Origin of the sequence: Kitasatospora phosalacinea, assembly GCF_000716545.1 — a bacterium.
GTDB lineage: Bacteria > Actinomycetota > Actinomycetes > Streptomycetales > Streptomycetaceae > Kitasatospora > Kitasatospora phosalacinea.
The window spans coordinates 1-13,807 of record NZ_JNWZ01000089.1 but is presented as its reverse complement, the minus strand read 5'-3'; the positions used below and the strand labels follow the sequence as shown (position 1 = coordinate 13,807).

11 protein-coding genes and 2 pseudogenes are annotated in these 13,807 nt (G+C 70.3%); 8 read left to right on the top strand and 5 right to left on the bottom strand.

What is annotated here, in order from left to right; all coding sequences use genetic code 11:
• The first annotated feature begins 246 nt into the window (after window positions 1–246).
• On the top strand, window positions 247–1,014 hold the full coding sequence (locus OO48_RS31110) for a GntR family transcriptional regulator (RefSeq protein WP_033222392.1): 768 nt from the start codon (window positions 247–249) through the stop codon (window positions 1,012–1,014).
• Between the two features lie 44 nt (window positions 1,015–1,058).
• Window positions 1,059–1,463, top strand: a complete 405-nt coding sequence (locus OO48_RS31105) for a RidA family protein (RefSeq protein ID WP_033222390.1) — start codon at window positions 1,059–1,061, stop codon at window positions 1,461–1,463.
• Here the strand turns inward: OO48_RS31105 and tmpA are convergent, their stop codons facing one another.
• Both tmpA and OO48_RS31095 read right to left on the bottom strand, forming a co-directional pair.
• A complete protein-coding gene (gene tmpA, locus OO48_RS31100; RefSeq protein ID WP_033222388.1) occupies window positions 1,464–3,053 on the bottom strand; it encodes a 2-trimethylaminoethylphosphonate dioxygenase in 1,590 nt (529 codons plus the stop codon).
• A 265-nt stretch (window positions 3,054–3,318) separates the two neighbouring features.
• Window positions 3,319–4,398: a pyridoxal-phosphate-dependent aminotransferase family protein gene (locus OO48_RS31095; RefSeq protein WP_033222386.1), complete on the bottom strand. Its 1,080-nt coding sequence runs from the start codon at window positions 4,396–4,398 to the stop codon at window positions 3,319–3,321.
• Window positions 4,399–4,523: 125 nt separating this feature from the next.
• On the opposite strand from OO48_RS31095, the gene OO48_RS31090 reads away from it, so the two are divergent.
• The 4 genes and pseudogenes from OO48_RS31090 to OO48_RS31080 all read left to right on the top strand — a co-directional run bounded on the left by OO48_RS31090 (window position 4,524) and on the right by OO48_RS31080 (window position 7,246).
• A complete protein-coding gene (locus tag OO48_RS31090) occupies window positions 4,524–5,609 on the top strand; it encodes an amidohydrolase family protein (RefSeq protein ID WP_033222385.1) in 1,086 nt (361 codons plus the stop codon).
• On the top strand, window positions 5,606–6,100 hold the full coding sequence (locus tag OO48_RS31085) for a hypothetical protein (RefSeq protein WP_033222384.1): 495 nt from the start codon (window positions 5,606–5,608) through the stop codon (window positions 6,098–6,100). The genes OO48_RS31090 and OO48_RS31085 overlap by 4 nt, the downstream gene beginning before the upstream one ends.
• A 46-nt stretch (window positions 6,101–6,146) precedes the next feature.
• Window positions 6,147–6,374 (top strand): annotated as a pseudogene (locus OO48_RS36885) (uracil-DNA glycosylase); the annotation flags it as partial.
• Between the two features lie 194 nt (window positions 6,375–6,568).
• Entirely contained in the window at window positions 6,569–7,246 is a 678-nt protein-coding gene (locus OO48_RS31080) for a uracil-DNA glycosylase (RefSeq protein ID WP_033222382.1), read from the top strand.
• 237 nt (window positions 7,247–7,483) lie between these two features.
• Here the strand turns inward: OO48_RS31080 and OO48_RS31075 are convergent, their stop codons facing one another.
• The gene (locus OO48_RS31075; protein WP_051733206.1) at window positions 7,484–8,632 is read right to left on the bottom strand and encodes a serine/threonine-protein kinase; all 1,149 of its coding nucleotides are present in this window, start codon (window positions 8,630–8,632) and stop codon (window positions 7,484–7,486) included.
• 2 nt (window positions 8,633–8,634) lie between these two features.
• Window positions 8,635–10,449 (bottom strand): hypothetical protein, encoded by a 1,815-nt coding sequence (locus OO48_RS31070; RefSeq protein ID WP_157845588.1) that lies wholly within the window; start codon window positions 10,447–10,449, stop codon window positions 8,635–8,637.
• 126 nt (window positions 10,450–10,575) lie between these two features.
• Here OO48_RS31070 and OO48_RS31065 point away from each other — a divergent pair, with 126 nt between their 5' ends.
• Together OO48_RS31065 and OO48_RS31060 are read left to right on the top strand one after the other, a co-directional pair.
• Window positions 10,576–12,492, top strand: coding sequence for a P-loop ATPase, Sll1717 family (locus OO48_RS31065; RefSeq protein ID WP_033222379.1), 1,917 nt, complete (start codon window positions 10,576–10,578; stop codon window positions 12,490–12,492).
• 59 nt (window positions 12,493–12,551) lie between these two features.
• Window positions 12,552–12,995 (top strand): annotated as a pseudogene (locus OO48_RS31060) (uracil-DNA glycosylase); the annotation flags it as partial.
• Between the two features lie 72 nt (window positions 12,996–13,067).
• On the opposite strand, the gene OO48_RS31055 reads toward OO48_RS31060, so the two are convergent.
• The coding region (locus OO48_RS31055) for a hypothetical protein (protein WP_209439571.1) at window positions 13,068–13,807 on the bottom strand (740 nt) is incomplete at its 5' end.

Genomic DNA, 13,807 nt, shown 5'->3' with positions numbered 1-13,807 from the left:
GTGCTCGGAGTGCGGCGCGGTCGGTTGTCCGGCCGAGTTGGCCAGCCAACTTCCGGCGCCATGGGCAAGTACGCCCGAGAGCGGTGACGGGAAGGTGAACGGACGGCCCAGGGCGGGGGTCGGCTGCGGGAACGGTCACGCCCCGGTCCGGAGGCCCCGCGGGCAAGGGCTACAGTCAGTGGTGTACGCGCGGTCACGCGCAGGACACGGCCCAATCTCCTTACCAGCCAAGGGAACTCGACGCACGTGGCACTCGACCAGGACCGCGCGGCCGGCTCGCTCTACCGCAAGGTGGCCGCCGACCTGCGCGAAGCGATCACCTCCGGCTCGTTCGGCGAGGCCGGACGGCTGCCGGCGGAGGGCGCCCTCGCCGAGCAGTACGGCGTCTCCCGCGGCACCGTCCGCCAGGCCCTCGCCCTGCTGCGCGCCGACGGGCTGGTCACCTCCCGCCGCGGCACCCGCCGGGTCGTCCTCGGCAGCGCCCGCGTCCAGTCCTTCTCCGAACTGCTCTCCTTCACCCACTGGGCCCGCTCCATGGGCGAGGAGCCCGGCGGCCGGCTCGAATCGCTGGTCCGCCGCCCCGCCGACGCCGCCGAACGCGAGCAACTGCGGCTGGAACCCGGCACCGAGGTCTACGTCACGCTGCGGCTGCGCACCCTCTCCGGCACCCCCGTGATGGTCGAGCGCACCGTCTACCCGCCTCGGGTCGGCGAGTTGGTCGCCCGGCTGCCGGCCGACGTGGTCTCGCACACCGAACCCCTGCGCGAGCACGGCATCCTGTTCAGCGACGCCGACCACACCATCGACGTGGTCGCCGCCAACGCCGACGACGCCCGCCTGCTCTCCTGCCGCCGCGGCAGCCCCCTGCTGCGCGAGAAGCGCCGCACCACCGACCCCACCGGCACCCCCGTGGAGTGGTCCCAGGACCGCTACCTGCCCGGCACCGTCGCCTTCTCCATCCACAACTCGCTGGCCTCCTCGGCCCTTTCGCGGCACGCCCGGGACGAGGACTGAGAAAACCGGATGCCGCCGGGGCCGTTCGCGGTGACAATCGCCGGATGAGCGACATCGCACGCATCGACCCCGCCGGGCTCCACCCCACCGCCGGGTACGCGCACATCACGGTGGTGGAGGCCGGGCGCACCGCGCACCTGGCCGGGCAGTGCCCGCTGGACGCGGAGGAGAAGCTGGTCGGCGCGGGAGACCTGGACGCCCAGATCGACCAGGTGGTGGCCAACGCGATGACGGCGCTGGCCGCGATCGGGGTCGGGCCGGAGCGGGTGGTGCGGTCGGTGATCTACGTGGTGAGCGACCGCAGCGAGGTCCTCGCCGGGGCCTGGGACCACCTGACCGCCTCCCCGCTCGCCCCCGCCTTCCGCACCGCGTCCACCCTGCTCGGGGTCGCGGCGCTCGGCTACACCGGGCAGCTGGTCGAGATCGACCTGACGGTGGCGCTGCCCTGACTACCGGCGCATCGACTCCAGCAGCAGCGGCCGGAACGCGGCGAACGCCGGGGTCTGGGCGGCCGGGTCCTTGGCGGCCTCGTCCCAGCGGCGGACGGTGACGGCGTCGGCGCCGTACGGGTGGGCGGCGAAGGCGGCGGCCTCGGCCGGGGACATCGGGCCGCCCTGGAGGGCCAGGGTGCGGACGGAGGCGGGGGAGAGCCGGTCGAAGTAGCCGGGCTCGGTGGCGCACAGGTAGCGCTTGGCGTCGACGTGCAGGCGCACCGGTTCGGTGACGGCGGGCGGGAAGTGCGGGGCGAGCCGGGCGGCGGCGGTGGCGCCGTGGCGGTTGTCGGTGCCCGCCGTCGACTCCAGCCCGCTGCCCCGGAAGTGGCCGACGTCGTGCAGCAGCGCGGCGGCCACCAGGGCGGGCGGGGCGCCCGCGGCGCGGGCCAACGCGGCGGCCTGCAGCATGTGGGCGGCCATGGTGACCGCCTCGCCCAGGTACTCGCCGGCGCCCTCGCCCTCGAACAGCGCCTCCAGCTCGTCCAGGACGGCGGCGCGGCGGCGCAGCACGGCCAGGGTGGAGGAGAGCGAGTCGAGGTCGGCGTAGCAGCCCTGCAGGTGGCGGTGGCCGGTGCCGGGTTCGAAGGCGGTGCGGGCGTGCAGCAGGCGGGTGTTGTCGAAGAGCAGGCAGTCGCCGGGGGCGAGCCGGAAGTCCAGCCGCAGCTCCGGGCGCAGGGTGATCGCGGCGAAGCGGCGGTAGGCGGCGTAGAAGGCGCCCAGCCCGGCGGGGCCCAGGGCACGCAGCGCGGCGGTGTCGGTGGAGCGGTCGTTGAACCGGACCTCACGGATCGCGCCGCGCGGGTCCAGCCCGATCAGCGGCTTCTCGGCGGAGAGCTCGGTGCCCCGGTCGCGGTAGCGGAACGGCACCGGCGTCCGGGCCAGCAGCGCGAAGGCGGCCGGGTCCTCCGCGCGCAGCAGCGCGGCGGCCCGGAAGCCGTCGACCAGCCCGGAGTCGCCGCCCGCGCAGTCGTTGCGCAGGCAGTGCAGCAGTTGCAGGGTGGGCACCGGGTCGCGGTACGGGTTGTCGGTGTGCGGGGCGATGGCGCGGCCGGTGAACGCCAGGTTCGCCGGGTCGGGCTCCACCCGGACGTCGAACAGCTCGCCGTAATTGGTCTCCCGGACGTACCCGAAGCTCCGCGCCACCCGCAGCACCTGGCGTTCTTCGGCCGGGACGCCGCGCAGCAGCGCGAACCCCGAGCGGCGGACGGCCGCCAGCACCGAGGCCCGCTCCTCCGGGTCGGCCAGGTACGCGCCCCAGTCGGCCTCGGGCAGGCCGCGGGCGAAGTCGGCGGCGGCCCACAGCCGCTCGGCGTGCTCGGTGCGGTCGTCGCCGTCCGCGGCGGGCGCGTCCCAGCCGGCCGGGTAGCGCGAGCGGTGGCCGTCGGACCAGCGCACCGTCAGCCCGGCGGCGTCCTCGACCGCCTCGACGGCGGCCAGGCCGTCCGGCAGGTCGCCGATCCGGAACAGCTTCTGCCCGCCGCGCGGGTCGCGGCACTCGGGGCACGGGCAGTTGTCGCGCAGCCAGTACGGGTCGGGCACGGACATCGGGCAGCCTCCAGTTGTACAGCCAACTTCGCGGGGCTGCTCAGCCAAGACCGTTCGGGCGTACACCGCCCGCCCGCCCGGTGAACGCACGGCCACCGGCGGCCGAACGCTGTCCGTGCCCGGCGCCCGCGCCCGCGCCCGCGCCGACGCAGGCGGTCTGCGGTCTGCGTCGGCGCTCGGCGAGGAGGCGCTGGAGGTGCTGGAGGCGCTCGATGTGCCGCGCGGGAAGCCGCCGGTCGCCCGGATCGAGGCTACCGGCGGGCCGTCAGATCGCCTGCTCCCACGCCTCGGTGGCCGCCGCGACCGCCGCCGCGGCCGGGGCGCCGGTGGCCTGGGCGAGGAGTTCCAGGGCGGCGATCACGGTCTCCGGGTTGGCCGCCGGGCCGTAGTGGTTGAGGCGGAGCATGGTGGCGGCGAGGGAGCCGCCCGCCTGGATCGGCAACTGCGGGGCGTGGCGGCGGACTTCGGCGGCCAGTTCGGCGGCGTTCGTGCCCAGGGGGGTGCGCAGGGTGGTGGCGACCGGGGCGGCGTCCTCGGCGCGCAGGACGTACGGGGCGAGGGTGCCCAGGGCGAGGGCGCCCGCGCGGGTGGCGGCGGCCGCGGCGCGGTGGCGGGCGATCACCGCGTCCAGCGTCTCGGCCTCGATCGCGGCCAGGCACTCCTCGAGGGCGAGCATCTCCAACTGGGCGGGGGCGTGCGGCAGCTGGGTGCGGCCGGCGTCCGTCCAGCGCTCCTTCCAGTCCAGCAGGGAGAGGTAGGAGCGGCGCGGGGCGGCAGGGTTCGCGACGATCCGCTGCCAGGCCCGCTCGCTCACCGACACCGCCGAGACGCCCGCCGGGCCGCCCATCGCCTTCTGCCCGCCGATCACGCACAGGTCGACGCCCCACTCGTCGGTGAGCAGCGGCTCGGCGGCCACCGAGGCCACCGCGTCCAGCATCAGCAGCGCGCCGTGCCGCCGCACCACCTCGGCGATCTCCGCGACCGGGTTGGTGTTGCCGGTCGCCGCCTCGGCGTGCACCAGCGAGACGAAGTCGACCTCCGGGTGCTCGTCCAGCGCCGCGGCGACCTGCCGGGCGCTCACCGCCGCGTCGTACGGCACCGCGAGGTCGACCACCTTCGCGCCGGCGGCGCGCAGCCAGCCGCCGAAGGTCTGCCCGTACGGGCCGGTGATCACGTTCAGCGCGGTCGAACCCGGGTGCGCCGCGCCCTTGATCGCCGCCTCCAGCGGCAGCAGCGCCTCGCCCTGGGTGACGATCACGTCGTTGCGGGTGCGCAGCAGCGCCGCCACCCCGTCCTCGATCGCGGCGAACCGGTCGGCGGTCATCGGGGGGAGGTCGAGCAGCATGCGGGCGGGCCTTTCGGTGCGGCGGAGGGCCGCCGGGACGGGCCGGCGGGGCGGAGGGACGCCGTCGAACAGTCTGCCGCAGATCGCCCGGCGGCCCGCGCGCGACGCCGAGTACAGTGCCAGGCATGACGGAGCGCGGGGTGTTGCACATCAAGGGACGGGTGCTGGTCGGCCCCGACGACGTCCGGGACGAACTCTGGGCCGTGGAGGGGCGGGTGACCTTCGAACGCCCCGCCGCCGAACCGTCCGCCACGCTCACCGGCTGGGCCCTGCCCGGCCTGGTCGACGCCCACTGCCACGTCGGCCTGGACGCGCACGGCGCCGTCGATCGCGACACCAGCGAGAAGCAGGCCCGCACCGACCGGGACGCCGGCACCCTGCTGATCCGCGACGCCGGCTCCGCCGCCGACACCCGCTGGATCGACGACCGCGACGACCTCCCGAAGATCATCCGGGCCGGCCGGCACATCGCCCGCACCCGCCGCTACATCCGCAACTACGCCCACGAGATCGAACCCGGCGACCTCGCCGCGTACGCCGCCGCCGAGGCCCGGCGCGGCGACGGCTGGATCAAACTCGTCGGCGACTGGATCGACCGCGGTGTCGGCGACCTCGCCGCCTGCTGGCCCGGCGACGCCCTCGCCGAGGCGATCGCCGCCGCCCACGCCGAGGGCGCCCGGGTCACCGCGCACTGCTTCGCCACCGACTCGCTGCCCGACCTGCTCGCCGCCGGCATCGACTGCGTCGAACACGCCACCGGCCTCACCGAGGACCTGATCCCCGCCTTCGCCGAACGCGGCGTCGCCATCGTCCCCACCCTGGTCAACATCGCCACCTTCCCCGCGCTCGCCGACGGCGGCGAGGCCAGGTTCCCCGCCTGGTCCGCCCACATGCGCCGGCTGCACGCCCGCCGCTACGAGACGGTGGGCGCCGCGCACGACGCCGGCATCCCGATCTACGTCGGCACCGACGCGGGCGGCTCGCTCGCCCACGGCCTGGTCGCCGAGGAGGCGGCGGAACTCACCAAGGCCGGACTCACCCCCCTCGAAGCCCTCGCCGCCACCACCTGGTCCGCCCGCGCGTGGCTCGGCCGCCCCGGCCTCACCGAGGGCGCCCCCGCCGACCTCGTCCTCTACGAGACCGATCCGCGCACCGACCTGCGGGTGCTCGCCGCGCCCGGGCACGTGGTGCTGAACGGCCGGGTGGTGTGAGCGACGGGCCGGCGGACGCCGAGGCGGTCGCCCGCTGGGAGGCGCTGCCCGCCGAGGTGCGCGAGCACGTCGACGCGGAGCTGCGCCGGGGGCGGTACGTCCGGGCGCTCGCGCTGCTGCGGGCGGCGGACGGCGGCGTCGGCATCCCGCTGGGGCGGGAGGTCCTCGACGGGCGCCACCGGCGGGTGGTGGCCGCCCCGCCCGGTCCACCGGCCGGCGCCGAGGCGCTCACCGGGCGGGTCGCCGGGGTGGACGGGCCGGTCCTCGCCGTCGGGGCGGCCCGGGCCGGGGCGGGCGTCGAGCTGCTGCTGGAGAGCGCGGACGGCAGCCGGGTGCTGGCCGTCGTGGACGCCGGCACCGCCGCCCGCTACCTGCGCCCCGGCGAACCCGCCGACGGCCGCCCGGCCGTCGAGGCCGCCGCCGAGTGGCTCGGCCGGCAGGCCGCCGCCGCGCTCGGCGTGCCGTTCCGGCCCTGCGGCGCCCAGCCCTGAGGGCCTCGTGAACTCCGGTTGTCGGCGCGGCCGATAGGCTTCCGTCATGGCTGCTAGACCCTTGCACGAAGTAGTGGAACCCGGCTGGGCGCAGGCCCTGGCGCCGGTCGCCGGACAGGTCGCCGCGATGGGCGACTTCCTGCGCGCCGAGATCGCCGCGGGCCGGTCCTACCTGCCGCCCGGCCCGCAGGTCCTGCGCGCCTTCCAGCAGCCGTTCGCGGACGTCCGGGTGCTGATCGTCGGTCAGGACCCGTACCCCACCCCCGGCCACGCGGGAGTTCCGAGATCACTGGTTTCGGAGCGCCTGGAGGGCCCTCATGATGACGGTTGCGGAGTGGGTGGAGCAGTGGGTCGAGTGCGCGCCCGTGGTGCCCACGAATGTACTGCGGGAGCTGCTCGATCGTATAGGCGAGCAGGAGGACGAGGAGTAGCGGGCGCGGCTGCCCTGGCGCTGGTGGGGGGTTCGCTGTGAGTGCGAAGCCGTTGAGCGAGTTGGTGGAGCCGGGTTGGGCGAAGGCCCTGGAGCCGGTGGCGGGGCGGGTTGCCGCGATGGGTGACTTCCTGCGTGCGGAGGTTGCCGCGGGGCGGACGTACCTGCCTGCCGGGGCGAACATTCTTCGGGCGTTCCAGCAGCCCTTCGATGAGGTGCGGGTCCTGCTGGTTGGTCAGGACCCGTACCCCACCCCGGGGATGGCGATAGGTTTGAGCTTCGCGGTCAATCCGCAGGTGCGCAACCTTCCCGGGAGCCTGGTCAACATCTACCGGGAGATGGGCCAGGACCTGGGCTACCCGCCTCCGAGCAACGGCGACCTCACCCCCTGGACCCGGCAGGGTGTGCTGCTGCTGAACCGGGCGCTGACGACGTCGCCGGGCAAGCCGGCGGCGCACCGGGGCAAGGGCTGGGAGGAGGTCACCGAGCAGGCGATCCGCGCTCTGGTGGCCCGTGGTGGCCCGCTGGTGGCGATCCTGTGGGGCCGCGACGCCCGCAACCTGCGCCCGCTGCTGGGCCAGGTGCCGACGATCGAGTCAGCGCACCCGAGCCCGATGTCGGCGGATCGCGGCTTCTTCGGCTCCCGCCCGTTCAGCCGTGCGAACGAGCTGCTAGCGAAGCAGGGTGCGCAGCCGGTGGACTGGCGTCTCCCGTAACGCTTCAGGCTCCCGTGCCCGGAGGAATCGAGCTGAGACCTGACGTGGTGTCGGTACTCTTCGCCACGCTCTTGGAAAGCGTGTTGGGGGCAACCCCTCACGAGTTCGAATTTCGTATCTTCCGCCTCTGCCCAGCTCGGCAGCTCGAACGCCCCGACTGCATCGCAGTCGGGGCGTTCGGCGTTGCGTAGCCAGGTGCAGCAGACCATGGCATCGCCCTGTGAGAGCGGTGCTCAATTAGCCGGAGGTGGCGATCCAGCGGGCCATGGCCTCGAATGCGTCCAGGGCTCGGGTGTCAAAAGGCCCGAAGTCTTCCCGGCAGTCTCCGCCGAGGTCTTCGTACAGGGCGACTGCCCCGCGTCGATCGCCGGACTCGCCTGTGAGTTCGGCAAGCTGCATACGCGCATCAACAACCACGGGGGCCATGTAGCCATGCGTCATCTGGAGCATCCTGATGTGACGCTCCAGCTCACGGATGCGCTCCACGTAGTCAGGATTCACGTGGGGTGCACCGGTCAACGTGAGCGCACCGCTGGTCGGCGCCGGGACGTACTTGACCTGTTGGATGAGTCGAGCAACGGTCGACGCGTCATGGGGTCTGCTGTTGGGCTCCTTCGTAAGAAGGTGCAGAGCCAGGTCATTCAGCTCTTCCGGGATGCCGGGACGAACGTCCTGTGGCGCCGAAGGAATAGCGTGTACATGCATATCGGCGATGACGTACGGTGCGGATTCGCGATCTCCGAACGGTGGGCGGCCAGTCAGCATCTCGTACAGGACGCAACCGAGCGAATACAAGTCGCTTCGATGGTCGCCTGGCTGGCCCTTGCAACGCTCAGGTGAGGCGTACATCCAGGTGAGGCCGGCGCTGTGGGTTTCGGTGGTATCAAGGAGCCGGGCAAGACCGAAGTCCACGAGCTTCACATCACCGCGCTCGGTGATCATGATGTTGTCTGGCTTGATGTCACGGTGGACGACTTCCACCTCATGTGCGTCGGCAAGCCCTTCGCACACCTGTGCGGCCCAGCGCACAGTCTGCTCCAATGTCAGGGCGGTTCCCTCGCCCATATACTTGGACAGCGGGCCTCCGTCGACACGTTCCATGACGAGGTGGTACCTGTCGTTCTCTTCACCCTGGTCGTGCACGGTTACCACATAGCGACTGCTAATCCGGGCCATCGCCCGCGCTTCCCTGAGGAACTTACCGACTATCTGCTGGGTCAGGTTCTCTCGATCGCCTTGGTGTCGCCGTAGCCGATCGAGGGCCAGGAACTTAATCGCAACAGGGCGGTCGAGCTGACTATCATGAGCGAGCCAGACATCGCCCATGCCACCACTGCCCAGCCTGTGTTCGAGGCGATACCGGCCCGCGATGAGGTTCTCGTCCACGCTCACTCCTCGGGTCGTGGTTCGGGCCGGTCTGCGGTGGCGGGAGACCAGGTTTTCAAGTGGGTCGCCGTAGTGAGGCCGGCACGCCACTGCCGGAGTAGTTGAGAGTGTTCTCTGAGCGCTCCCGCCAGCTGAGCCGTGCTCTCAGCCCGGCGGCGGACACCGTCTTCGCGCAGTTGACGTCGGTGGAGCGGCACTCGAAGCACGCCCCAGGCGGCGCTTCCGACCAGGAGTGCAGCGGCAGCAGCAGCCAGACCGGCCGCGAGCCCCCCGAGGAAGAGCGCCAGCCCACCAAAAGCCAAGGCGGCGACAGCGAGTGTGAGGATGCGCGGCCACAACGGCCTGACAGAGTTGACGGCCGCGTCGGTCCGGTATTCCAGGTGCCCCTGAAGTTCAGCGATCAGTTGCTGTCCCTCCCCAGGGCTGACCGGAACGGCCGGTAACTGGCACGTCCAGCTGTCCACCGAAAGTGTGAGGCGGTCGGGGAACACAGCCTCGGACGTCTCGGAGATGGCAGCAACTGCCGAGCGTAGACTCGACCAAGTGCTGTGCATGCTCAGGAGCCGTGCCGGGTATCCGAGGTTTACCGACTCGGGCTCGAATATGGCTCGTTCGAGGATGCTCTGAAAGTTGACTTCGTGGTTCGTCGCCGAGTCGGAGAACTCCGTGGCTGCTTCCGTGTCCCCTCGGTGGTGGATGATTGCGCGGAGCTGCTCCATTTGCTCGTACATCTGGTTCTCGTCGGGATCGAACTGGCCGATGAGATGATTAAGGGCGATGTCCGTGCGGTGCCCTCCCTCAGCTGTCGGTGGACTTGCGGAGTACTCGCTGCGCAGGTAGTCGAGAGTCCCCTTCACCACCATCGCCGCATGCCAGCCCTGTTGCACTGCCGCCCACTGAGTTCCGCACAGTTCTCTCAAGGTGTCGAACCGCCCCGAGTCGCCCACACCTCTTTCGAGCATCCAGGGATGCCAGCGGGCCAGGTGCGCCCTGGCGCTGTCCTCGCGGGAGAGTGCGGAGAGCCGAGCGTTTGCCTCACGGTCCCAGCGGGTCATCGCCTGACGGGCGTAGGTGAATGCCTCAAAGCCCAGCTCGGCGCCGGCAACTGCGTCGAGGACGACCGTAAACTCCTGGCCGAGGTCTGAGGGGTCGAGTCCCGCCAGGTACTGGTCCATCCAGCGGGCCGCCTCGCTCTGCCGCTTCTGACGCGAGCAAGTTAAGGCAAAGAAGAGCGTGGCTTTGGGTTGGTCAAGGGCGAGGGCATAACTGCGAGCTCGGGCCGCACGGTTGGCATCGTGACTGTATCCGGCGGCGACCGCGACAACCGCCGGAGCAAGCCAGAACGACGGTTCCTTGATCAGCTGCTCTTGGCTGTACGCCTCGATCGTACCCTTGTCCACGAGACCTCGGGCTACGGCGTCTTCGGTCAGTCCGTGCACCAGCCCTCGGGCGAGAGCGCGAACTTGCCGCCTATGAGCGAACCTCGCTGTCCACTCCGTCGTGAGCCGGGACAGCTCAGCCTGGGCGTTCGCGACAATCTGATCTCTGCCATAGCGCTCCACGAAGGAGTTGAGGACAGCGTGGGTGGCGCCGGCCGTCGTACTGACTTCGCTAAGCACTGCCTGTGCCTGTAGCACGGCGCCCGAGAGCTCGGCCAGCCTCTCTTCCAAGCGGGCGATGTCCGCTCGCGCATCGCTGATCGCGCCCTCAAGATCGTCACCGTGGAGATCCTCGGCGAGGCGTAGCCTTTCGACCTCCTGACTCAGGCTCTGCACCTGGTCACGCAGGCCATCCCCTTGCATGTCCGGTTCATACACGATCTCCCCCGATGTCCATGCGCCGCAACTTCGTGTCGTCGTCTCAGCCCCCATTATCCGGACAGTGAGGATCGAGAGGACCTAATCTGAGCAACAGCCGTCAGTGGAGCAATCCCAGGGGGACCCGTGGGTCAGGAAGTCGGACTGGTAAGCCAGTTGTTCTTCGGTCGCGACGATGCCGAGAACGATCTTAAAGATGGCTTGCTACGAGGCGTCGTGTTCCGGCCAAGCCATGCCTATAAGGAGGCACTTCTCGGGCGAAGGTCCTTGATCATCGGTCGCAAGGGCTCGGGTAAGAGTGCCATCTGCCGCCAGCTGGCGACCCCGGATGGTCACCAAGGTGCATCGATCCTGATCACTCCGGATGACGCAGCCGGCGATGAGATCCGGCGCTTCGAGCTCCAGGGCGTCACCGCTGACACCGCCAAGTCCTTGATCTGGAGGTACGTCTTCGCGGTCCATGCGGCGCGTCACCTGACCAACCACGCTCGCATCGCACATGGCCGCCGTCTCCCCGCCTCGGTCCGTGCTCTGCGCTCATTCTTGAACGAGAATGGTGAGTCCGGAGAGTCCGGTCTGTATGACAGGCTCCGCCGAGGGGTGCGAGGCCTTCAATCGGCCAATCTCTCCCTCAAAGCGTTCGGTGTCGAGGCCGCCTTCGGCGTCAACGGCGCCTCGGAAGGGGCCCAGGCGAGCCATCAACTGGGAGTCCTCGAAGATGCTGTGGCTGCCGCCTTTGCGGACCTGAACTGCGCGGGCAGCCATCCGCCCCTACTCGTGCTCGTTGACCAGCTCGAGCAGGTGTGGACCATCGACCCGGAGAGCCATGCGTTGGTCACCGGACTGCTCTTGGCTGCCAAGCACGTGACGAGCCACTACAGCGGAGCAGTACGGACGGCCCTGTTCATCCGGGCAGACATTTACGACACCCTGAACTTCGGCGACGGCGACAAGTTCCACAGCGACGAGATACGGATTACGTGGACGCACGACGGCCTCAAGGACATCGCCCTGAGCCGTGCCCAGGCTTCCCTCGGTTCCGGCCTGACCAGCGATCAGCTGTGGGGATGGCTCTTCCCAAGGACCGTGCTGGGAGAGCCGACTGCCGAGTATCTGTTTCGCCGCGCCCTGCCACGACCGCGGGACGTAATCCAGTTCCTCAACGCCTGCCAGAGCGTGGCCGCAGAGCGAGGTGGCCCAACCATCACCGAGGACGACGTACTGGGAGCGACCGAGCAGTTCTCTCGCTGGAAGCTCCAGGATCTCGCCAAGGAGTACCTGGTCAACCATCCCTTCCTCCGATCGCTGTTCGCACTGTTTGAGAACACCGGATACATGGTCATGCGGCCCGCGCTGGCGGCCCGGTTCGAAACCCACAGGGAGGCGCTACACCGGGCTTTCCCCGCCTACACCGAGAGTCTGACCACGCAAGGGGTGATTGACGTGCTGTACGGGGCCAGCTTCCTAGGAGTGCGGCGTGGCAACGACATCGTGTACGCAGGAGGTACCCACGCACCACCGCTACCGGGCGAGGACGAGTTCCACGTTCACCCCTGCTTCCGACCTGCGCTCAACAGCCTCGCCTCCGTTGGGCTCCCCGCCTACTTACCCAACCGTGAGAGGAACATCGCGGTTGGCCAGAGCGGACTCGTGGCCGCCATCTCTGGTGCCGATGTCGGCTTGGTGGTCAACCGTGACCTTCGACTGCTGAACGAAGTAGTGGGAGCCAGTGACCGATTGCTGCGTCAGTTGATGCGGTCAGGCCTACCGGAACCCACCCGGCACGAGGTGTACGCACAGATCGGGCGCGTCCTGACGGCGGCCAGCACGGCCCGTGAACGGCTCGAAGAAGGGGACACGCTGGATATCCAAGACCATGTCTTGGCGGCCTCAGGGTACTTCGATAGCCTCGCCGCCGAGCTTGCCACCCACGGCTTCGACGACCGGCCCATCACCCGCCGCCTTCAGGACGAGGCCAGGGCCTTGATCCGGTCAGTCGGGGGCGCAGCGGGAGGGGGCAGTGGGTCAGATTCAGCACCATGACCGGGGCCTTACCCTCACGGTTCTGTTCGGGCGCTTGATGGTGCACTCAACCCAAAGACCTGAGCTTCTCGGTCGCCCTCGAGGTCCGGCCGATCCCCGGCAGCCTGATCAACATCTACCGGGAGATGGGCCAGGATCTCGGCTGCCCGCCGCCCAGCAACGGCGACCTGACGCCGTGGACCCGGCAGGGTGTGCTGGTGCTCAACCGCGCGCTGACCACCGCGCCCGGCAAGCCCGCGGCGCACCGTGGCAAGGGCTGGGAGGAGGTTACCGAGCAGGCGATCCGCGCCCTGGTGGCCCGGGGCGGCCCGCTGGTGGCGATCCTCTGGGGCCGCGACGCCCGCAACCTGCGCCCGCTGCTCGGCCAGGTGCCCGCGATCGAGTCGGCGCACCCCAGCCCGATGTCGGCGGACTGCGGCTTCTTCGGGTCACGGCCGTTCAGTCGTGCCAACGACCTGCTGGCCCGCCAAGGCGCGCAGCCCGTGGACTGGCGCTTGCCGTAGAAGACGGAAGTGCCAACCAGCGGCAGGTTGTGCTCGGCATGACCCAACGTTGCGTGGTGGCGTGACGCCCTTCTACACTGTCTGGTTCTGAGGTTGGGCCTCGGGGGCGTTGCTCGGCCCGGTCTGGCTGGGGAGGGCAGTCACCTTCTTCATAAGCGGCTCGCGACCGAAGAAGTTGCGGTACTTCTCCACCGTTCCGGCTTCCTTGACGATGCGTTTCACCCAAGCGCGCGTGTAGACATAGCCGCCGAACGCCTCGTCATATACGCAGTAGCGCGGATCGGTGGCGTAGGGGTCGGGCGTCCCGGTGACCGGGCGGACAGCGAGCCGCTGCCACATCTGCGTGTGCTCACGATGAAGGTTGAACTCGTACGGCACCTGCTCGTCGACCTGCGCGGCGACCTGAGACGCGCGCAGCATGTCCTTGTTGGCTACCTCGACGTGCTTCTCCCGGATGATGACGGTGCCGGAGCGCCCCGCCTCCAGCATGGTGATGCGCTCGTCCTCGCTGAGGGCGTCCAGGTTAACGAAGTTGATGGCCAGGTCAGCGTCCGTCTTCGTGCCGACCATGGGCACGAGGCGTACCCGGTAGTCGTAGTGGAGATCATCGAGTACCGCCTGGTCGATACCGGCCTCGAACTTCGCCACAAGATCGCGGGTGCCCTTCGGGAGCTTCGCCGCCTCGGTACGCAGCTGCTCCTGTCCCTCGGCCGCAGGGCTGTTGCAAAGTCCCAGTGAGCGCATGAGTCCGCAGGTCATAGCGGGGTGAGAAGCGGGGGTCGACCCGTCACGTACGCATCGAAGCTCCGGTT